The following is a 19,319-nucleotide window of genomic DNA, read 5'->3' on the forward strand; positions in this document are numbered from 1 at the left end:
TTGGATAATTGCTGAAAACACACTATTTACGTTACTGTAGCGCCGATCAATTGATATCAGGAAAATATATGCGCACTCGCACGCTGGCAGATCTGGACCGCGTTGTCGCTCTCGGCGGAGGGCATGGACTGGGACGCGTTCTCTCCTCTCTTTCCCCTTTAGGTTCACGCCTGACAGGGATCGTCACCACGACCGATAACGGCGGGTCGACAGGTCGTATTCGTCGCTCTGAAGGAGGCATTGCCTGGGGAGACATGCGTAACTGTCTGAACCAGTTAATTACTCAACCCAGCGTTGCATCCGCCATGTTTGAGTATCGTTTTGGCGGTAATGGTGAGCTTTCCGGGCATAACCTCGGAAATCTGATGTTAAAGGCGCTCGATCACCTCAGCGTGCGGCCTCTGGAAGCCATCAATTTAATTCGTAGTCTGCTGAAAGTTGACGCGCATTTAATTCCGATGTCGGAGCTGCCGGTGGATCTGATGGCTATCGACGATCAGGGACATGAAGTGTATGGCGAAGTAAATATCGATCAGCTCACCATCCCGCCTCAGGAACTGATGCTGTCGCCAAAAGTCCCCACCACGCGGGAGGCAGTTGAAGCTATCGCCGAAGCGGATTTGATATTGATCGGACCCGGCAGTTTTTACACCAGCCTGATGCCGCTCCTGCTACTCGACGAATTGGCGCAGGCATTACGTCGCACACCTGCCCCGATGGTCTACATCGGCAATCTGGGTCGTGAGTTAAGCCTGCCAGCAGCCAGCCTGACGCTTAACGATAAGCTGGCAATCATTGAACAGTACGTTGGCAGGAAAGTGATTGATGCGGTGGTTGTAGGCCCGAAAGTGGATGTATCCACCGTTACCGACCGCGTTGTTATTCAGGAAGTGCTGGAAGCCAGCGACATTCCCTACCGCCATGACCGCCAGCTATTGCATTACGCGCTGGAGAAAGCGGTACAGGCGCTGGGGTAATCTCAAGTGCGTGATTAGCATACAATCCTCATCGTAATGAGGATTGTACTTGTAGCTTACAGCATTAACCTCTCAGCACAGGTACCTGCTCGGCGGATATTGGCTCTTCGTATCTTGTGCCAAAATTAGACCACCGGGCAAGAATGGCAAAGAATACGGCCATAACCAGGCAACTTAAATTGAACAAAACCCAGGGTGCATAATCCAGCGTCGCCACCCCCAGCGTCTTCGCCATGAACATACCAGATATTGTCCAAGGGAAAAGTCCTTCAAGTAGCGTGGCTCCAGACTCCATTGATCGGGACATATTAACCATATGCAATTTTTTGTTTTTAAAACAAGGATCATAAATATTCTTCACCAGAAAGAAACTGATGACTGCATTGCCAGTGCAGGCAACTAATAAAGAACTTGTGAACATTGTCGCCAACAGAGTACTGGTCACCGTTTTTAATTTCTGAACCAGTCGCCCAAGCAGCACATTAAGGCCACCAGAAACATCAAGTGCCGAAGCGAACATAAATGCACAAAGCATAACCACAATCGGGCTAACCATTGAATACATACCGCCACGATTAAGCAATATATTAATATTTTTAGTCGTAGATTCATTCATCGCGACATCTGAAAAATTGCTGATCATATTGGTATTAAAGCCATTAATCGATGCTTGAACGAGGTCCATCATGGTAAACGGCTGAAAAATTGCGCATATTGCCAGAGCAAAAAAAGAAGATGCGATCAAAACAATAATGGTATCCCATTTTTTTATCGCACCAATAAAGACCAGCAATGTCGGTAATATTAATAAAGGGTTAAGCCAGAATAATGAGTTTAGCGCTTTTTTCATGACCGGGATAGTATCTAGTTGGATTGAATTTACCAAATTTAAATCTAACCCCGCGATATAAAACCCCAGGCAGGCAAACAAAAAAGCAGGAACCGATGTATACAACATATTTCTAATACTTTGATAAAGCTCAGCCCCCGCAGCTAACGCGGCCATGTTTGTGGTATCTGATAAAGGAGATAATTTATCACCAAAATAGGCACCGGAGATAACGGCTCCAGCAGTAATCGGCAATGACACATTCATCGCCGCAGCAACGGCAACCAACGCCACACCTATTGTTCCTGCGGAACCCCATGAAGTGCCTGTAAATGTCGAGATGCAAACCGTCACTAAAAAAGCTGTAAGATATAAGTAAGCTGGGTTGATAATTTCCAGGCCATAATAGACCATTAACGGAATGGTACCACTAACCATCCAGCATCCAATCAACATACCGATCGACAGTAGAATTAAAATCGCAGGGACGGCATCTTTTATTTTTTCTATAAAAGTCTGGAGAATTTCCTTCCAGCCCGCGCCATAGTATCTGGCAAAAAAACCTGTAATAATCGTAATAATAATTAAGATAAATTCAACTGGGTAATTTAAAACCCCAATACCTATAAAGAAAACCAGGAAAATAGCCACTAATAACATCAATGCTGCATAAAAGCTCGGTTGCTTATTTGTGCTTACCATGTTATTTTCCCGCTATTAATATGTTTTTATAGAATCAAACGCATTCTCTAAGTCCGCGATTAACATCTCTGGAGATTCCTGGCCAATTGAAATCCTAATTAAACCAGGCGCCATCCCATCTTTGCATATTACATCCTGGTTATAACCGCGATTTGGAGAAATAATCAGGCTTTCATATCCCCCCCAACTGCATCCCGGTTTGAAAATTCTACAACTATCAATAATGGCTTTAACTTTTTCAAAACTGCCATCTTTAAGTTCAAAACTAATGAGGCCAGAAGTACCAAACATTTGTTGTGAAACAATTTCACGTTGTTTTGCATCAGCCATAAGAGGGTGACAGATATTCTCAACCTCTGCTCTGCTATTGAGAAAAGTAAGAATTGCATAGGTATTATTCTGATGTTGTCTCATGCGCAGCGGCAACGTTCGTAAACCGCGAATCACTAACCATGCACTATCTGGGGCCAGCACTGCGCCAAGAAGCTGATGTGAAAAATCACGAATAATATCAAGATAGACTTTTGCGCCTACCACAGCACCCGCCGTTAAATCACTGTGACCGCCGATATATTTAGTACAAGAGTGGAGCACTAAATCGAAACCAAGAGTCAATGGCTTTTGGAAGAGTGGCGTAGCCCATGTATTATCAATGGCAGTAATAATATTATTCTCTTTCGCCAACTCTGCTATCTTCTGCAGATCCACAACTCGCATGGTCATTGTTCCTGGGGATTCCGTGTATATCATGCGAGTATTCGGCTTTATTTTCTGCCGAATATCCTCAACATCGCCACTGAGAACAATGTCATAGTCAATACCAAATCGTTGTTGCATTTGCTTCACCAGCACAACTGTTGGACCATAAACATTATTCACCAGAATAATATGGTCACCACTTTTCAGCAGGCCAAACAATATTGCGCTTATCGCGCCCATGCCCGAGCCAAAAACTTTGCAGGCCGCGCCACGCTCCAACGCTGCCAGTTTATGCTCTAACAGTTCCGTTGTTGGGTTAAGCCCCCGGGAATAGATGTAACATTCAGCTTCGTGCTGCATATCATCACAGTATTGCTGATAGCTCTGCTGCACAAACAGACTGGTTTTTACTAGCGGAGGGCTGACTGCACCATAATTTTTCTGGTGTTGTTCACCAACGCCAGAACATATCATGGCGTCCTGAACGGCATAATCATTCTCAGCGTAACTACATATTATCTTTTTCATAATTTTCCTTTATATTTTCGTCAGGGAAATTTCTATAACAGGACAATTATAAAAAAAAGAACAATGACAGCCTTTTTCTTGCTGCCAAAATGCTGAAAGAATCGTCAGAAATGTAAAGAATAAAACGATGAGGTTCACAAAGCTGAAAAACAAAAATCAATTCAGCAAAGAATCAATTAGAGTGAGCGCATTAATTTTAAGAATAATAAATGGCAATAGAAAAACGAATAATATAATTATAAGTGATAATACATTCTCTATTTTTCCAATCGCCATGGCATTTACGCGATGGCGAATTGGAAAGTGGAAAGTGGAAAGTGGAAACAATCTTACGATGCCGCGATAAACAACTCGCGCAGCTGATGCAACTGGTCGCGGATCGTCGCAGCCTCTTCAAATTCAAGATTCTGCGCATGCTGCATCATCTGCCCTTCCAGCTCATGAATCTTCTGCTGCAGCGCTTTTGGCGTCATATCCAGTTCGACAATTTCAGACTTCGCGCCTGCGCGTGACTTCCCTTTGCCTTTCGCCTTAGTCTTCGCAATATTCTGACCCAGCGCCAGAATATCGACCACTTTCTTGTTCAGCCCCTGCGGCGTAATACCGTGTTCTTCGTTGTAGAGCTGCTGTTTCTCACGACGGCGTTCAGTTTCCCCTATCGCCTTAGCCATTGAGGCGGTAATTTTGTCGCCGTAGAGAATAGCCTTCCCGTTGATATTACGCGCCGCACGGCCGATGGTCTGAATAAGCGAACGTTCAGAACGCAGGAACCCTTCTTTGTCTGCGTCCAGAATCGCCACCAGTGAGACCTCAGGCATGTCCAGACCCTCACGTAACAGGTTGATACCCACCAGCACGTCAAACTCGCCCAGACGCAGGTCACGAATGATTTCCATACGTTCCACGGTATCGATGTCTGAGTGCAGATAGCGCACCCGCTCACCGTGCTCTTCGAGGTATTCGGTGAGATCCTCTGCCATCCGTTTCGTGAGCGTAGTGACCAGCACACGTTCGTTAATCGCCGCACGGATGCGGATCTCAGACAGCAGATCGTCAACCTGCGTCGCCACCGGGCGTACCTCAATGATCGGATCCAGCAGGCCGGTCGGTCGTACTACCTGATCGACGACGTCATCACCGGATTTCTCCAGCTCATAGTTGCCCGGCGTCGCTGAGACGTAGATGGTCTGCGGGGCCAGCGCTTCAAACTCTTCAAATTTAAGCGGACGGTTATCCAGCGCCGACGGCAGACGGAATCCGTATTCGACCAGAGTCTCTTTACGCGCCCGGTCACCACGATACATACCGCCAATTTGCGGGATAGTGACGTGGGATTCATCCACCACCAGCAGGCCGTCGGCAGGCAGGTAATCAAACAACGTCGGCGGCGGCTCGCCGGGGCCACGCCCGGACAGATAGCGGGAGTAGTTTTCAATCCCCGAGCAGTAACCCAGCTCGTTCATCATTTCCAGATCGAACTGCGTACGCTGACTTAGCCGCTGTTCTTCCAGCAGTTTGTTATTTGCCAGCAGGACCTTACGCCGCTCTGCCAGCTCCACTTTGATTTCTTCCATCGCCTGCACGATACGTTCGCGCGGCGTCACGTAGTGCGTTTTAGGATAGATGGTGTAGCGCGAAATCGTGGATTCAACCTGCCCGGTAAGCGGGTCAAACAGCGATAAACGTTCGACCTCTTCATCAAACAGTTCCACGCGCAGCGCGATATCGTCGGATTCAGCCGGGAAAATGTCGATCACTTCACCACGCACGCGGAAGGTTCCGCGCTGAAATGCCTGATCGTTGCGGGTATATTGCAGTTCCGCCAGGCGGCGCAGGATCGCACGCTGGTCGATAATCATCCCCACCGTCAGGTGCAGCATCATTTTCAGATACAGATCCGGATCGCCCAAACCATAGATAGCGGAAACTGACGCGACGACAACGACATCCCGACGTTCCAGCAGCGCTTTGGTCGCTGACAGACGCATCTGCTCAATATGTTCGTTAACCGAGGCATCCTTCTCGATGAAGGTGTCAGAACTTGGTACGTAGGCTTCCGGTTGATAATAGTCGTAGTAGGAGACGAAATACTCCACCGCGTTATCCGGGAAGAACTCTTTCATCTCACCGTACAGCTGCGCGGCCAGCGTCTTATTGGGAGCCAGCACCATGGTAGGCCGCTGCAAGTCCGCAATTACGTTAGCGATGGTGAATGTCTTCCCCGAGCCCGTCACCCCCAGCAGCGTCTGATGCGCAAGACCATCCTCCAGCCCTTCTTCCAGACGGCGAATAGCCTCAGGCTGATCGCCAGAGGGTTTAAAAGCGGAATTTAGTTTGAACGGTTTACTCATGAGCAGCTACCTGAAGCAATGGGCGGGCAGGTGTGTAATTTTACTCGCAGTCGTATATTTTGCCAGTAAAATATACTGGATGAAAAAACAGTAACGCACCAGAATATTTCTGATACGCCATCAGAATGACCGTGACTGCAGGCTAAAATTTGGCCTCAGACAAGATAAAACACCAGCAAAAACGTGTTATCCCCAAAGCAATGACTTTTTTAACATTTGTCAAGCTGCCCGATGAAAGTTTTGTGGCAACGCATGACACTTCTGCGACAGCCATTGATTTTATCTAACATTCTGTAATTTAATGACTATTATCCCGAGCCTTCTTTCGCATCAATTTAGTCGCAGGCCGCGTCTTCTCTCGCTTACATTGTGTTTTCTAACTCTAATACACAAGGTTATCCACAGGAATAGTGGATAACTGCCTCCAGCCCGTATGGACTGTAGCCTGGCAAAAACGCCCTCACTCCCTTTTCCGGAGGGATAAAAAAAATTTATCGCTATTTTTTGATATTTATCAGCTAACGAAGCGGCCTGGAATGGCCGGGATCTTGCTCGCATTTTCATCATTTTCTTGCCTGCACCATTACGACACCGCCAGGCACTGGCAATGTGCACAAAACAACGCCAGCCCTCCGGCTAGCCAGACGTTACCGCCTGCGCGGCACACTCTCCTGCTGTTTTTTGACCCCAATCCCTCTTCTGGCAAGAGAATTGCAATTTTCTTCCGACGACCTGTACGTGGGGCGGATAGCATCATGCTGGAGGAATCTATGTTGAGTCTTCGCGCAGTGAATCATTATTACGGTAATCAACACTCCCTATGGGATGTGGATCTCGACCTGCTGCCCGGTAAATGTACCGGTGTGTTGGGGCTTCCAGGGATGGGAAAGACTACACTGACCAATTGCATTATCGGCAATTTACCGATCGAAAGCGGCACCATGTTCTGGCATCAGGCTGGCGCACCACCGCGCGACCTGAGTCCCATTCCGGCGGCAAATCGCATCGCGCTGGGCATTAACTACGTTTCACAAGAGAGACGGATTTTTTCGCAATTGACGGTAGAGGAAAATCTGCATATTGCGCGCCAGGCGGTTGAGGAAAGCGAAACGATGAACAGCAGTGATATTTACCGCCTGTTTCCACAGTTGTTCGTACTGCGTCAGGCCAAAGGGGCGGCATTATCGGAAGATGATCAGCACCAGCTTGCGCTCGCCAGCGCGCTGGTCACACGTCCGCGCCTGCTGATCCTCGATGAGCCCACGCGGGGAAGTGGCCAGGCATATATTCACAAGCTGGGGAACCTGGTTGTAAGGTTAAGCCAGGAGCTCGGCATCGCCATAATGCTCGCGGAGCAGAGCCTGCCGTTTATACGTCGGGTCGCTGACTGCTACTGCCTGTTACACCGTGGGCGCAACGTGGCTCAGGGGCAAATCACACAGCTCAGCAACCCGCTAATCACCGACTGGGGGGCGCTACAGACAAAACGCTAAGATCGATATAACGTCCTGTTGATGCCCGCTCCGGCTCTTCTGCCAGCCAGGGAATCTCCCCCAGCAGCGGAGCCGCAAGCACACGCCTGAGCGTTGCCATATATTCAGCATGACGCTTGCCAGGTGGCGTCACATCATTGGCGACCCATCCGGCAAGCGTCAGTCCGGCCTGCTGCACCGCCTGGGCGGTCAGCACAGCGTGGTTGATGCAGCCGAGCTTAACGCCAACCACCAGAATAACCGGCAGCTGCTCTGTTTTCACCCAGTCAGCAAAACTCAGCGTTGGCGAAAGCGGCGTAAACCACCCGCCGGCACCTTCCACCAGCACCCAGTCAGCCTGTTGTTCCAGCGCGCGTAAACCCGCAGACATTACAGAGGCCTGAATGGGGCGACCTTCGTCCGCGCTGATGATATGCGGTGAGGTAGGTTCCGCGAAGGTATAGGGGTTGATAGCCGCATAATCCACCGTCACAAAGCTGTTGCGCTGTAATGCCAGGGCATCGCTATTACGCAGACCTTCAACCGTCATTTCACTGCCCGACGCCACTGGCTTATAGCCGACGGTTCGCAATCCCCTCTGCCCCGCCGCCTGTAGCAACGCGCAGCTGGCGATAGTTTTCCCCACTTCGGTATCCGTCCCGGTGACAAAAAAAGTGTTAGTCACGTTGAATCACTCCCAAAAATAGATGATAGGTCAGCGGATATTTCCCCTGCTGGCAGGGCCAGGCTAGCTGTAGCTGGCGCAACTGTGAGCGGGTGAGGACGCGCGGCTCGCGGCCATCATGCAAATGCGTCGCGCCAATGCCCTTCAGCGAGCGCATGGCGCTCAGCGCATCGTCAAACCACAGCGTGACGGCATGAGACTGGTATTCAACGTCCCACCCATGCAGGGCGTTTTCCAGTTGCTCCACGGGCAAAAAACGATTGGCGTGCTCCCGCTCATCAACTGCTCGCCACGCCTGACGAAGTTCCGGCATTGACCCCTGCGCCAGGGTACTAAACGCCACCGTCCCGCCAGGACGCACCACCCGGTAAAGCTCGCGTAACGCGCCGCGCAGATCGCTGCACCACTGTACGGCCAGATTGCTCCAGGCCAGGTCGAAAGTAGCAGCAACCTGCGGAATGGCTTCAATATCCGCCAGCAAATAGCGGTGGGCGACATCGTGACGCTGTGCTTCAGTCAGCATTTGCGCCGACAGATCCAGCGCGCAGACCTCGCTCCCCTGCTCCCGCCAGTAACGGCTCATACGCCCGGGTCCGCAGCCCGCATCTAAAACCTGAGAGAATGCCCGACCATCGAGTCGCGCCAGTAACGCATCGGCGCTCTGACGCTGGAGTTCCGCGTGTTGCTCATAGTGAGTAGCCGCGCGACCAAACGCGGCAGCAATCGCCTGCTTATTGACCTGCGCCATGCAGCACCTCCAGTAAGCGATCGATATCCTGGACTTCATGCGCCTGGGTCAGCGTAAGCCGCAGCCTGGCCGTACCAACCGGCACCGTCGGTGGGCGAATAGCCGTCACCCAGCATCCCTGTTGACGTAATGCCTCCGCCAGCTGCAAGGCTTTATGATTGTCGCCCACGATCAGCGGCTGAATGGCGCTGTCTGACTGCGCCAGCGTTAAGTCCGGCATATTCACCCCAGCGCGAAAACGCTGGATCAGCATCGCCAGTTTTTCTCTGCGCTCATCGCCTTCGCGGCTGCGGATCACCTCCAGCGCGGCGCGCAAGGCCTGGGCCTGGGCCGGAGGCATACTGGTGCTGTAGATCAGATGACGGGCAAACTGCAGCAGATAATCGGCCACGCTGTCTGAGCACAAGATTGCCGCGCCGCTGACGCCAAAACCTTTGCCAAACGTCACCACTAACAGCTCGGGTTTCACCTGCTGTCGGGAGCACGAACCGCGCCCTTCCTCACCGCTGACGCCAATCCCGTGCGCATCATCCACCAGCAACCACGCGCCCTGCTGCTCTGCCACCGCGTGAATTTCCGCCAGCGGTGCGCTATCGCCATCCATGCTGAACACCCCTTCAGTGACCACGAGTTGTTGCCCCGGACAGGGGGTGGTCAGCAGACGTTCCAGATGTTGGGGATCGTTATGGGTAAAGCGACGTAGCACGGCAGGGCTAAGGCTGGCAGCTTCCAGCAGTGAGGCATGGCTGAGCCGGTCAGCAACAATCCGGTCCTCTTTGCCCATCAGCGCGGCAATGACCGCCTGATTAGCGGCAAAACCGGAGATAAACAGCAGCGCCCGTGAATAGCCGAGCCATTGCGCCAGCTCATCTTCCAGCGCCTGATGAGCAACGGAATAACCGCTGACATGACCCGAGCCGCCGCTGCCGACGCCAAAACGCTCAGCGCCTTGCTGCCACGCGCAGATAATATGCGGATGGTGGCTTAAGCCAAGGTAGTCGTTGCTGGAAAAGTTCAGATACTGGCGACCGTCGGCCTGCAGCCAGCGACCGGCGCCCTGCGTCACCGCATAGCGCCGTCGCAACGCATCAGCACGACGACGCGCCGTTAACGCATCGTCTATTTTTTGCTGCCAGGTCATACGGTTGCCGCGTTGTAGTATTCGTCGGTATCCGGGGTACGCAGCGCCTGCTCCAGGCGTTGCTGCTGTTCGTTATCACCGGCCAGCACCGCCGTTTGCTGCGGATTGAGACCCAGTTTGCGAAACAACAGCAAATCCTTATCTTCGTTCGGGTTCGGCGTGGTCAGCAGTTTGCAGCCGTAGAAAATCGAGTTAGCCCCGGCCATAAAGCACATCGCCTGGGTTTGTTCGTTCATTTGCTCGCGTCCGGCTGAAAGACGGACATATGAAGTCGGCATCATGATCCGCGCCACGGCGATAGTACGAATAAAATCAAAAGCATCCACATCGTCGTTATCGGCAAGCGGCGTGCCTTTCACTTTCACCAGCATGTTGATCGGCACGCTTTCTGGCGGCGTTGGCAGATTCGCTAATTGCAGCAACAGACCCGCGCGGTCGGTCACCGTTTCCCCCAGTCCCACAATCCCGCCGGAGCAGACTTTAATGCCCGCCTCACGCACTTTATCCAGCGTATCCAGGCGCTCCTGGTACGAACGGGTTGTGATGATATTGCCGTAGAATTCCGGCGAGGTGTCGAGGTTATGGTTGTAGTAGTCCAGACCCGCATTAGCCAGCCGCTGGGCCTGATTTTCGTTCAGCGTACCCAGCGTCATACACGCTTCCAGCCCCAGTTCTTTTACGCCCTGAACCATCTGTTCCAGGTAAGGCATGTCGCGTTCGTGTGGATTCTTCCACGCCGCGCCCATGCAAAACCGCGTTGAACCGGCCTGTTTCGCTTTACGCGCTGAGTCCAGTACCTGTTCAACCTCCATCAAACGTTCCGTTTCCAGACCGGTTTTATAGCGGGAGCTTTGCGGGCAGTATTTGCAGTCTTCCGGGCAGGCACCGGTCTTAATCGACAGCAGCGTACTGACCTGAACCTGCTGCGGATCGAAGTGCTGACGGTGAACCTGCTGCGCTTCAAACAGCAGATCCAGCAGCGGTTTTTCAAATAATTCGGTGACTTGCGACATTGTCCAGCGAGAAGAATGAGCCATATTGGTATACGTTTCGTTATGAGTTTGGTGTAGACTCGTAAACCTAAATCTTTTTAATTTGGTTTACAAGTCGATTATGACAACGGACGATCTTGCGTTTGACCAACGCCATATCTGGCACCCTTACACCTCGATGACCTCCCCGTTACCGGTTTATCCGGTGGCGCGTGCCGAAGGTTGCGAACTGATTTTAGCCAGCGGTGAGAGGCTGATAGACGGCATGTCGTCCTGGTGGGCGGCGATCCACGGTTACAATCACCCACAGCTGAACGCCGCGATGAAAACGCAGATTGATGCCATGTCACATGTGATGTTTGGCGGCATTACCCATGCCCCGGCCATTGCGCTGTGCCGCCAGTTGGTGGCGATGACGCCAGAGGCGCTGGAGTGCGTTTTTCTCGCGGATTCAGGTTCGGTCGCCGTAGAAGTAGCAATGAAAATGGCGCTGCAATACTGGCAGGCCAAAGGCGAATCCCGTCAGCGTTTCCTGACATTTCGAAACGGTTATCACGGCGATACCTTCGGCGCGATGTCGGTCTGCGATCCCGACAACTCGATGCACAGTCTGTGGAAGGGTTATCTGCCGGAGAACCTGTTTGCGCCCGCCCCGCAAAGCCGCATGGACGGCGAGTGGGACGAACTGGATATGGTGCCTTTTGCCCGCCTGATGGCCGCGCATCGCCACGAGATTGCGGCGGTGATCCTTGAGCCGATTGTGCAGGGCGCTGGCGGCATGCGCATGTATCATCCCGAATGGTTAAAGCGCATCCGTAAGATGTGCGACCGTGAAGGGATCCTGCTGATTGCCGATGAAATCGCCACCGGATTTGGTCGTACAGGCAAGCTTTTTGCCTGTGAACACGCCAACATAACTCCGGACATTTTGTGCCTCGGCAAAGCGTTAACCGGCGGAACCATGACCCTTTCCGCCACCCTGACCACGCGTCAGGTCGCCGAAACCATCAGCAACGGTGAAGCCGGATGCTTCATGCACGGTCCAACCTTTATGGGTAATCCGCTGGCCTGCGCCGTCGCCTCCGCCAGCCTGTCGTTACTCGAAACCGGTGAGTGGCGCTCACAGGTAGCGGCTATTGAAGCGCAACTGCGGACAGAACTCGCCCCGGCGGCAGACTCCAGTTGGGTAGCCGACGTGCGCGTACTCGGCGCCATCGGTGTGATCGAAACCACGCATCCGGTGAATATGGCGGCGTTACAGAAGTTCTTTGTTGAACAGGGCGTGTGGGTACGACCGTTTGGCAAACTGATCTATCTGATGCCGCCGTACATTATTCAGCCCGATCAGTTACGTCGTCTGACCCAGGCCGTAAACGAGGCTGTGCGCAGTGCAACATTTTTTAGCGATTAATCAGCGCCCGGTCCGGACGTGGAAAAGTGAAACAGCCCGGATTATTCGATGACTGATGAAGTAACAATATTTAGACATGAAGGCCGGATTATTCCGGCCTTTTTTTATTTGCATCAAAGAAATTGTAAATCGTTTTATATCGATGCTGAGCAAAAATTGACGGGTGATTTAATAAGCGATAGCGTGAATTTGTCACGTAAGTGATTAAAGTGAAAGGATTTTATGAGATTTTCCTTAAATGGAGTTTTAAGAAAATGGCTATTCCAGCTTATTTATGGCTCAAAGATGACGGCGGCGCTGATATCAAAGGTTCCGTCGATGTTCATGGACGTGAAGGCAGTATCGAGATTTTAGGTCTGAATCATGGTGTATCGCTGCCAACAGACCCCGCCACAGGCAAAGCGACAGCAACACGTCAACATGCCCCATTCACATTTGACAAGGAAACTGATGCTTCAACACCTTATCTGTATAAGGCTGTAACCACAGGGCAAAAGCTCAAATTGGCAGAAGTGAAATTTTATCGCATCAATGATGCGGGTCAGGAAGTTGAATACTTCAGCATGATGATGGAAAACGTAACTGTAATCAGCATCGGCCCGGTTATGTATGACGTTAAATCGCAGTACGGTGAAAAGCGTAATCATCTGGACGTCGTGGAATTGATGTACGAGAAAATAACCTGGCGTTACGCGGACGGTAACATCATTCACTCGGACAGTTGGAAGGAACGCGTAACCGCGTAAGGAGACAGTCATGGCATGGAAATATGAGCAGAGCACTGGCAAATTATACAGCGGTTCTGAACTGGTGGAGACCGGCTACTCTGGCAATCTGACGAATAAGAACAACCCGGACCGGCAGCATGTCCGGAGTATGGGGCCGATCCCGCGTGGAACATATAGTATTAACGGACATTCATCCTCTAGAGGCCCTTATACTATCATTCTTGTGCAGACCTCTGGTGAATCTTTTGGTCGTACTGATTTCCGCATTCACGGAGAACGTGTGGGTATGCCAGCAGGATTCGCCTCAGCGGGCTGTATTATTATGTCCCTCTCAACGCGCCGCCGGATTTTACGTGAAGGCGGCCCGCTTGAGGTTGTACGATGAAACGGCTCGCATTATTGCTACTACTTCCGTTTATTGTGGCCACTTCAGCAGCTGGCGAAGTGAACTGGCCCGATGCGCTGAAAGGCGTGGCTACGGGCGATCAAGCGTGGCTGAATAAAACGCCAGAACTCGCGGCTGCGGCAGATGTTAAGCAGGCCATTAAACTGGAAGATGCTTTATCTGCTGCCCTAACAGCAAATACAACCGGCGCTCTTGATGCGCTCAGCGTCATTGACGCGGGAAAATGGCCGCACATGATCGGGACTGATATTGTCTGCGGAGTGCCTGTTGAAGCTCCAGCAACCGTTGAGGATTTTTATCAGCGGACACGTCCTGCGTTGTTAAGCACTGATAAGGGCGCTCGCTGCTTGTGGTTCCTCGAAGCAACATATGAGGAATGGAAAGCAGACAAAGCCCGTCAGGTTAAGTAAGATAATTAACCCGGTCAATATGGCCGGGTCCTTTCCTCCGCTTCCCTTTGATTTTTCGTGCCGCAGCCGCTCCCTGAATACTCAACACCATACAATAACCGCTCATGCAGTGGGTTTAACCGACAGCACCGGCACCCCGCACACGTTCCGGCACCCAGTAAGGATTATTTAATGACATTTCCCGTCCCGACCGTTGCGGAAAGTACCGACCGCCAGTTACGCGATATTCAGAACGCGCTACCCGATGAGAACGTCGACACCAGCAGCGACAGCGACTACGCCGTCCGGGCTAATGCTGTATCAGGCGTGGCGGACGATCTCTACGCCTATCAGGGCTGGATTATTCGCCAGATTTTCCCTGACACCGCCGAGAAGGAGTATCTGGAGTTTACTCGATGCCGCACTGGCTGGACTGGTCACCAGTGCGAATAAAGTATCCTACTTCACCGGAGAGGATAAGGCAGCGCTGGCTGATTTAACTTCTGTTGGTCGTGACATTATCAGCAAGAACGCTATTGCCGACATTCTCACATACCTTGGTTTGCACGAAACCGGATTTGCCACCCTTGATTGAACGCAAAACAGTCCAGAATATTTCGCCACGCTACATACGGTTCCTGGCTACACTTTTTGGCTAACGAGAGGAGTCAGCATGAAACTAATCAGTAACGATCTGCGCGATGGCGAAAAGCTTGCGCATCGCCACGTCTTTAACGGCATGGGATATGACGGGGATAATATTTCCCCGCATCTGGCGTGGGATGACGTGCCAGCAGGGACCAAAAGCTTTGTCGTGACCTGCTACGATCCTGATGCGCCAACCGGCTCCGGCTGGTGGCACTGGGTGGTGGTAAATCTGCCAGCAGATACCCGCGTACTCACGCAAGGCTTCGGCTCCGGGCTGGTTGCGCTGCCGGATGGGGTGATTCAGACCCGTACGGATTTTGGTAAAGCAGGTTATGGCGGTGCTGCGCCGCCGAAGGGTGAAACCCATCGCTATATCTTTACGGTTCACGCGCTGGATGTGGAGCGTATTGATGTCGATGAGGACGCCAGCGGCGCGATGGTTGGCTTTAACGTTCACTTCCACTCGCTCGCCAGCGCCTCGATTACGGCGATGTTCAGTTAAGCTGTCTTGTGCCGGATGTCGGCTTCGCCGCATCCGGCCTACTAAACAAGGCTTCTCTACAGAAATTCAGGCAACAATTTCAACAACGTCCCTTGGGCTAACAGTTCGGTTGCGCACTCAATATCCGGAGCAAAAAAGCGATCCTGCGTATAGTGGGCAACCTGCTCGCGCAGAGCCTGGCGCGCCTGCTCCAGCAGCGGGCTTGAGGTTAACCCTTCACGCAGGTCAATCCCCTGACACGCCGCCAGCCACTCCACGGCAATCACGCCGCGCGTATTCGCCGCCATCTCCCACAACCTGCGGCCCGCTGCCGGCGCCATAGACACATGATCTTCCTGGTTGGCGGAGGTCGGCAAGCTGTCCACGCTGTGCGGATGCGCCAGCGCTTTGTTCTCGCTCGCCAGCGCGGCCGCGGTTACCTGAGCAATCATAAAGCCGGAGTTCACCCCGCCGTTTTTCACCAGGAACGGCGGCAACTGCGACATATGTTTGTCCATCATCAGCGCAATGCGTCGCTCTGATAACGCCCCGATTTCCGCAATCGCCAGCGCCAGATTATCTGCCGCCATCGCCACCGGTTCAGCATGAAAGTTGCCGCCGGAAATGACATCGCCCTCTTCGGCAAACACCAGCGGGTTGTCGGAAACCGCGTTGGCTTCTACCAGCAAGACCTCCATTACCTGACGCATTTGCGTCAGGCACGCCCCCATCACCTGCGGCTGACAGCGCAAAGAATACGGATCCTGCACTTTTTCACAGTTATGATGCGACTGAGAAAGCTCGCTGGTGTCGGTCAACACGTGGCGGTACAGCGTTGCGGCATCAATCTGCCCACGCTGTCCTCGTGCGGCATGAATACGGGCATCAAACGGACGACGAGAGCCTAAAACGGCTTCGGTGGTCAGCGCCCCACACACCGTCGCAGACGCAAACAGCTCCTGGGCTTCAATTAACCCGCGCAGCGCAAAGGCTGTGGAAGCCTGGGTACCGTTGAGCAGCGCCAGCCCTTCTTTCGCCTCCAGCGTAATCGGCTCCAGCCCGGCCTTTTTCAGCGCTTCGGTCGCCGGAAGCCATTCCCCCTGCCAGCGCGCTTTACCTTCGCCCAGCAGCGTCAAAGACATATGTGCCAGCGGTGCCAGGTCACCCGATGCGCCCACTGACCCTTTCGCCGGGATCAGCGGATACACCCCGGCATTCACCAGCGTAATCAGCGCTTCAATCACGCTGAGACGAATACCCGAAAAACCCCGCGCCAGACTGTTGATTTTCAGCACCATAATCAGGCGAACCATCGCGTCATCGAGCGCCTCACCAACGCCTGCCGCATGGGAAAGCACCAGCGAACGCTGTAAATTCTGCAAATCTTCCGTGGCGATACGGGTCTGAGCCAGCAGGCCAAAGCCGGTATTAATGCCATACGCCGTACGGCCTTCAGCGACTATATTATTGACGCAGGCGACGCTTGCGTTGATCGCATCAATCGCCCCGGCATCCAGGCTCAGTTTGACCGGATGCTGCCAGATGTCGCGTAGTTGCGCAAAGCTCAGGTGACCCGGCGTTAATGTCATGGTGTTCATATCAACGTTTCTCCTGCGTCGCCGCGACCATCGGCAAATTCAGCCCTTCTTCGACGGCGCATTCCACCGCAATGTCATACCCGGCGTCGGCGTGGCGCATCACCCCGGTAGCCGGATCGTTATGTAATACCCGGGCGATACGCGCTGCGGCTTCATCAGTACCATCGCAAACAATCACCATCCCGGCATGCTGGGAGAAGCCCATTCCTACCCCGCCACCGTGATGCAGTGACACCCAGGTTGCACCGCTGGCGGTGTTAAGCAGCGCGTTCAGCAGCGGCCAGTCGGATACTGCATCAGAACCGTCGCGCATGGCTTCGGTTTCGCGGTTCGGGCTGGCGACGGAGCCGGAATCCAGATGATCACGGCCAATAACAATCGGCGCAGACACTTCGCCGCTGCGCACCATTTCATTAAACGCCAGCCCCAGTTTTTGACGCCATTCCAGACCGACCCAGCAGATACGCGCCGGTAATCCCTGGAAGTTAATCCGCTCACGCGCCATATCCAGCCAGTGGTGCAGATGTTTATCGTCAGCCACGATCTCTTTCACTTTGGCATCCGTTTTATAAATATCCTGCGGATCGCCGGAAAGCGCCACCCAACGGAACGGGCCAATGCCGCGGCAGAACAGAGGGCGAATATAAGCAGGGACGAAACCGGGGAAATCAAAGGCGTTTTCCACGCCCATCTCTTTGGCCATCTGGCGAATGTTATTGCCGTAATCAAACGTCGGCACGCCCATTTTGCTGAACGCCAGCATTGCCTCAACGTGCGTTGCCATTGAGCGTTTCGCCGCCTGTACCGTGCCCTGCGGATCGGACACCGCTTTCGCCTGATACGCTTCCCAGCTCCAGCCGGACGGCAGATAACCATGCAGCGGATCGTGGGCGCTGGTCTGGTCAGTGACCATATCCGGGCGCATACCGCGCCTCACCAGTTCCGGCACAACGTCGGCGGCGTTAGCGCATAGCGCAATGGAGACCGCTTTACCCTCGCGGGTGTACTTTTCGATACGCGCCAGCGCGTCGTCAAGCGATGTCGCCTGCTCATCCACGTAGCGGGTACGCAGACGGAAATCGATCCGGCTTTGCTGGCACTCAATATTCAGCGAGCAAGCACCTGCCAGCGTTGCGGCTAACGGTTGCGCCCCTCCCATGCCGCCCAGCCCGGCGGTCAGCACCCAGCGTCCGCTCAGGTTACCCTGATAATGCTGACGCCCGGCCTCAACGAAGGTTTCATAAGTCCCCTGCACGATGCCCTGGCTGCCGATGTAGATCCAGCTCCCGGCGGTCATCTGGCCATACATCGCCAGCCCTTTGGCGTCCAGCTCGTTGAAGTGTTCCCATGTAGCCCAATGTGGCACCAGGTTGGAGTTGGCAATCAGCACGCGTGGCGCATTGTCATGGGTTTTGAAAACGCCAACCGGTTTACCGGACTGGACCAGCAGGGTCTCATCGGTCTCCAGTTTGGTCAGCGCGTTGACGATGGCGTCATAACATTCCCAGTCCCGCGCGGCGCGACCAATCCCGCCGTATACCACCAGCTCATGCGGATTTTCCGCCACATCGGGATCCAAGTTGTTCATTAACATGCGCAGCGGCGCTTCGGTCAGCCAGCTTTTGGCCGTTAAAGTGGTGCCGCGTGGGGCACGAATATCCTGCTGACGGTACTTGCTATGAGACATGGTAGAGCACTCCTCGCGAACGATCGGACAGATAAGTAACATATACTTGTCTATACAAGTTGTCGCAAGCGTACTTTTAACAAAAAAGATACAATTTTATTATACTGCGGCAGCAATCACGCTTTTCAGGACATAAACCGCCCTTGCAGGCGATAGCGGGAACCCGGGAAGAGCAAACGGGCATGAGAGACAATGGATGACGCAGACCAGGTTTTACGGCGGATCAGCAGACAGGGATCGTGTTCTTTGATATTCAGCAGCGCGCACTCTTCAGCACTGGCGCGGACCGCTTCAACAATATGCTCGCCTTCCGTTAAAGGGGCTATCAGCGACAGATAAGCGTGCGGCGTAGTCTGGCTGTAATCCTGCGCCAGATACGCTGGCACAATTTCGGCATTCACGCAGCGATCTTCAATCTGCACCGGCAGTTCGTTCTCGTAGTGCACCATGACAGAGTGAAAAATGGAGGTGCCTTCTTTGACGTTTAACACCAAAGCCTGCTGCGCGCTTGCCTGGGTTCGTTCAAGCGTGATCACCTCGCAGCGGTGCTGATGCTGACGGGCGTTGATTTCATCCGCGATGCTGCGAATTTCAAACAGCGCAGACTGGCCCTTCGGCTCGGCGACAAACGTCCCTACGCCCTGCAAGCGAACCAGTAACCCTTCATCCGTTAACTCACGCAGCGCCCGGTTGATGGTCATGCGGCTGAAACCATACTGCGCCACCAGCTCCGCCTCAGAGGGAATGCGATCGTGAGGTTGCCAGATACCGCTGGCAATCTTTTCGCTGATCTCCTGTTTGACCTTTTCGTAAAAAGGTGCCGGAGCAGAACGGGATGGGAGCATGC

Annotated in this window: 18 protein-coding genes and 1 pseudogene; 9 read left to right on the forward strand and 10 right to left on the reverse strand. The window is 53.1% G+C overall.

The features are described from left to right. Positions 1-68 precede the first annotated feature (68 nt). A complete protein-coding gene (yvcK, locus tag HVZ39_RS17090) occupies positions 69-977 on the forward strand; it encodes a uridine diphosphate-N-acetylglucosamine-binding protein YvcK (RefSeq protein ID WP_016152345.1) in 909 nt (302 codons plus the stop codon). A gap of 64 nt (positions 978-1,041) precedes the next feature. On the opposite strand, the gene nhaC is transcribed toward yvcK, so the two are convergent. The 3 genes from nhaC to uvrB form a co-directional block, all read right to left on the reverse strand. Then, positions 1,042-2,508 (reverse strand): Na+/H+ antiporter NhaC, encoded by a 1,467-nt coding sequence (nhaC, locus tag HVZ39_RS17095; protein ID WP_181632739.1) that lies wholly within the window; start codon positions 2,506-2,508, stop codon positions 1,042-1,044. Positions 2,509-2,523: 15 nt separating this feature from the next. Next, positions 2,524-3,735 carry a PLP-dependent aspartate aminotransferase family protein gene (locus HVZ39_RS17100; protein WP_181632740.1) on the reverse strand — a complete coding sequence of 404 codons (1,212 nt, stop codon included), beginning with the start codon at positions 3,733-3,735 and terminating at the stop codon, positions 2,524-2,526. 329 nt (positions 3,736-4,064) lie between these two features. Next, entirely contained in the window at positions 4,065-6,086 is a 2,022-nt protein-coding gene (gene uvrB, locus HVZ39_RS17105) for an excinuclease ABC subunit UvrB (protein ID WP_016152344.1), read from the reverse strand. A 770-nt stretch (positions 6,087-6,856) separates the two neighbouring features. Here uvrB and HVZ39_RS17110 point away from each other — a divergent pair. Then, entirely contained in the window at positions 6,857-7,579 is a 723-nt protein-coding gene (locus HVZ39_RS17110; RefSeq protein WP_047359446.1) for an ATP-binding cassette domain-containing protein, read from the forward strand. Here the strand turns inward: HVZ39_RS17110 and bioD are convergent. From bioD to bioB, 4 genes are read right to left on the reverse strand one after another with little or no spacing between them, the layout of a single operon-like run. Beyond that, positions 7,545-8,243 carry a dethiobiotin synthase gene (gene bioD / locus HVZ39_RS17115; RefSeq protein WP_181598430.1) on the reverse strand — a complete coding sequence of 233 codons (699 nt, stop codon included), beginning with the start codon at positions 8,241-8,243 and terminating at the stop codon, positions 7,545-7,547. The genes HVZ39_RS17110 and bioD overlap by 35 nt on opposite strands. Further along, entirely contained in the window at positions 8,236-8,991 is a 756-nt protein-coding gene (bioC, locus tag HVZ39_RS17120) for a malonyl-ACP O-methyltransferase BioC (protein ID WP_181632741.1), read from the reverse strand. The genes bioD and bioC overlap by 8 nt, the downstream gene beginning before the upstream one ends. Further along, positions 8,975-10,132: an 8-amino-7-oxononanoate synthase gene (gene bioF, locus HVZ39_RS17125; RefSeq protein ID WP_181546273.1), complete on the reverse strand. Its 1,158-nt coding sequence runs from the start codon at positions 10,130-10,132 to the stop codon at positions 8,975-8,977. Before bioF ends, bioC begins: the two co-directional genes overlap by 17 nt. Next, positions 10,129-11,169, reverse strand: coding sequence for a biotin synthase BioB (gene bioB / locus HVZ39_RS17130; RefSeq protein ID WP_181632742.1), 1,041 nt, complete (start codon positions 11,167-11,169; stop codon positions 10,129-10,131). Before bioB ends, bioF begins: the two co-directional genes overlap by 4 nt. A 76-nt stretch (positions 11,170-11,245) precedes the next feature. Here bioB and bioA point away from each other — a divergent pair, with 76 nt between their 5' ends. The 7 genes and pseudogenes from bioA to HVZ39_RS17160 all read left to right on the forward strand — a co-directional run bounded on the left by bioA (position 11,246) and on the right by HVZ39_RS17160 (position 15,208). Continuing rightward, positions 11,246-12,535 carry an adenosylmethionine--8-amino-7-oxononanoate transaminase gene (bioA, locus tag HVZ39_RS17135; protein ID WP_046274629.1) on the forward strand — a complete coding sequence of 430 codons (1,290 nt, stop codon included), beginning with the start codon at positions 11,246-11,248 and terminating at the stop codon, positions 12,533-12,535. A gap of 254 nt (positions 12,536-12,789) precedes the next feature. Then, on the forward strand, positions 12,790-13,281 hold the full coding sequence (locus tag HVZ39_RS17140) for an Hcp family type VI secretion system effector (RefSeq protein WP_047415235.1): 492 nt from the start codon (positions 12,790-12,792) through the stop codon (positions 13,279-13,281). Between the two features lie 10 nt (positions 13,282-13,291). Next, positions 13,292-13,648 (forward strand): tlde1 domain-containing protein, encoded by a 357-nt coding sequence (locus HVZ39_RS17145; protein WP_181628931.1) that lies wholly within the window; start codon positions 13,292-13,294, stop codon positions 13,646-13,648. Continuing rightward, positions 13,645-14,079, forward strand: coding sequence for a hypothetical protein (locus HVZ39_RS17150; protein WP_019076332.1), 435 nt, complete (start codon positions 13,645-13,647; stop codon positions 14,077-14,079). The genes HVZ39_RS17145 and HVZ39_RS17150 overlap by 4 nt, the downstream gene beginning before the upstream one ends. A 171-nt stretch (positions 14,080-14,250) precedes the next feature. Further along, positions 14,251-14,511 carry a hypothetical protein gene (locus tag HVZ39_RS17155; RefSeq protein WP_047359449.1) on the forward strand — a complete coding sequence of 87 codons (261 nt, stop codon included), beginning with the start codon at positions 14,251-14,253 and terminating at the stop codon, positions 14,509-14,511. Next, a pseudogene (locus HVZ39_RS26695) lies at positions 14,471-14,632 on the forward strand (phage tail protein); the annotation flags it as partial. The gene HVZ39_RS17155 and the pseudogene HVZ39_RS26695, both read left to right, overlap by 41 nt. A 99-nt stretch (positions 14,633-14,731) precedes the next feature. Further along, on the forward strand, positions 14,732-15,208 hold the full coding sequence (locus tag HVZ39_RS17160) for a kinase inhibitor (protein WP_016156043.1): 477 nt from the start codon (positions 14,732-14,734) through the stop codon (positions 15,206-15,208). A 56-nt stretch (positions 15,209-15,264) separates the two neighbouring features. Here HVZ39_RS17160 and hutH read toward each other — a convergent pair whose 3' ends face one another. The 3 genes from hutH to HVZ39_RS17175 form a co-directional block, all read right to left on the reverse strand. After that, positions 15,265-16,785 (reverse strand): histidine ammonia-lyase, encoded by a 1,521-nt coding sequence (hutH, locus tag HVZ39_RS17165; RefSeq protein ID WP_181632743.1) that lies wholly within the window; start codon positions 16,783-16,785, stop codon positions 15,265-15,267. 1 nt (position 16,786) lies between these two features. Further along, the gene (gene hutU, locus HVZ39_RS17170) at positions 16,787-18,472 is read right to left on the reverse strand and encodes a urocanate hydratase (RefSeq protein ID WP_181632744.1); all 1,686 of its coding nucleotides are present in this window, start codon (positions 18,470-18,472) and stop codon (positions 16,787-16,789) included. A 125-nt stretch (positions 18,473-18,597) separates the two neighbouring features. After that, positions 18,598-19,317 carry a histidine utilization repressor gene (locus tag HVZ39_RS17175; protein WP_016152334.1) on the reverse strand — a complete coding sequence of 240 codons (720 nt, stop codon included), beginning with the start codon at positions 19,315-19,317 and terminating at the stop codon, positions 18,598-18,600. Positions 19,318-19,319: the final 2 nt, after the last annotated feature.

The organism is Citrobacter sp. RHB35-C21 (assembly GCF_013816515.1).
Classification (GTDB): domain Bacteria; phylum Pseudomonadota; class Gammaproteobacteria; order Enterobacterales; family Enterobacteriaceae; genus Citrobacter; species Citrobacter braakii.

Excerpts from the sequence above, each read along its gene's own strand:
- yvcK (WP_016152345.1), top strand. The coding sequence starts at position 69 with ATGCGCACTCGCACGCTGGCAGATCTGGACCGCGTTGTCGCTCTCGGC.
- nhaC (WP_181632739.1), bottom strand. The coding sequence starts at position 2,508 with ATGGTAAGCACAAATAAGCAACCGAGCTTTTATGCAGCATTGATGTTA.
- HVZ39_RS17100 (WP_181632740.1), bottom strand. The coding sequence starts at position 3,735 with ATGAAAAAGATAATATGTAGTTACGCTGAGAATGATTATGCCGTTCAG.
- uvrB (WP_016152344.1), bottom strand. The coding sequence starts at position 6,086 with ATGAGTAAACCGTTCAAACTAAATTCCGCTTTTAAACCCTCTGGCGAT.
- HVZ39_RS17110 (WP_047359446.1), top strand. The coding sequence starts at position 6,857 with ATGTTGAGTCTTCGCGCAGTGAATCATTATTACGGTAATCAACACTCC.
- bioC (WP_181632741.1), bottom strand. The coding sequence starts at position 8,991 with ATGGCGCAGGTCAATAAGCAGGCGATTGCTGCCGCGTTTGGTCGCGCG.
- bioF (WP_181546273.1), bottom strand. The coding sequence starts at position 10,132 with ATGACCTGGCAGCAAAAAATAGACGATGCGTTAACGGCGCGTCGTCGT.
- bioB (WP_181632742.1), bottom strand. The coding sequence starts at position 11,169 with ATGGCTCATTCTTCTCGCTGGACAATGTCGCAAGTCACCGAATTATTT.
- bioA (WP_046274629.1), top strand. The coding sequence starts at position 11,246 with ATGACAACGGACGATCTTGCGTTTGACCAACGCCATATCTGGCACCCT.
- HVZ39_RS17140 (WP_047415235.1), top strand. The coding sequence starts at position 12,790 with ATGGCTATTCCAGCTTATTTATGGCTCAAAGATGACGGCGGCGCTGAT.
- HVZ39_RS17145 (WP_181628931.1), top strand. The coding sequence starts at position 13,292 with ATGGCATGGAAATATGAGCAGAGCACTGGCAAATTATACAGCGGTTCT.
- HVZ39_RS17150 (WP_019076332.1), top strand. The coding sequence starts at position 13,645 with ATGAAACGGCTCGCATTATTGCTACTACTTCCGTTTATTGTGGCCACT.
- HVZ39_RS17155 (WP_047359449.1), top strand. The coding sequence starts at position 14,251 with ATGACATTTCCCGTCCCGACCGTTGCGGAAAGTACCGACCGCCAGTTA.
- HVZ39_RS17160 (WP_016156043.1), top strand. The coding sequence starts at position 14,732 with ATGAAACTAATCAGTAACGATCTGCGCGATGGCGAAAAGCTTGCGCAT.
- hutH (WP_181632743.1), bottom strand. The coding sequence starts at position 16,785 with ATGAACACCATGACATTAACGCCGGGTCACCTGAGCTTTGCGCAACTA.
- hutU (WP_181632744.1), bottom strand. The coding sequence starts at position 18,472 with ATGTCTCATAGCAAGTACCGTCAGCAGGATATTCGTGCCCCACGCGGC.
- HVZ39_RS17175 (WP_016152334.1), bottom strand. The coding sequence starts at position 19,317 with ATGCTCCCATCCCGTTCTGCTCCGGCACCTTTTTACGAAAAGGTCAAA.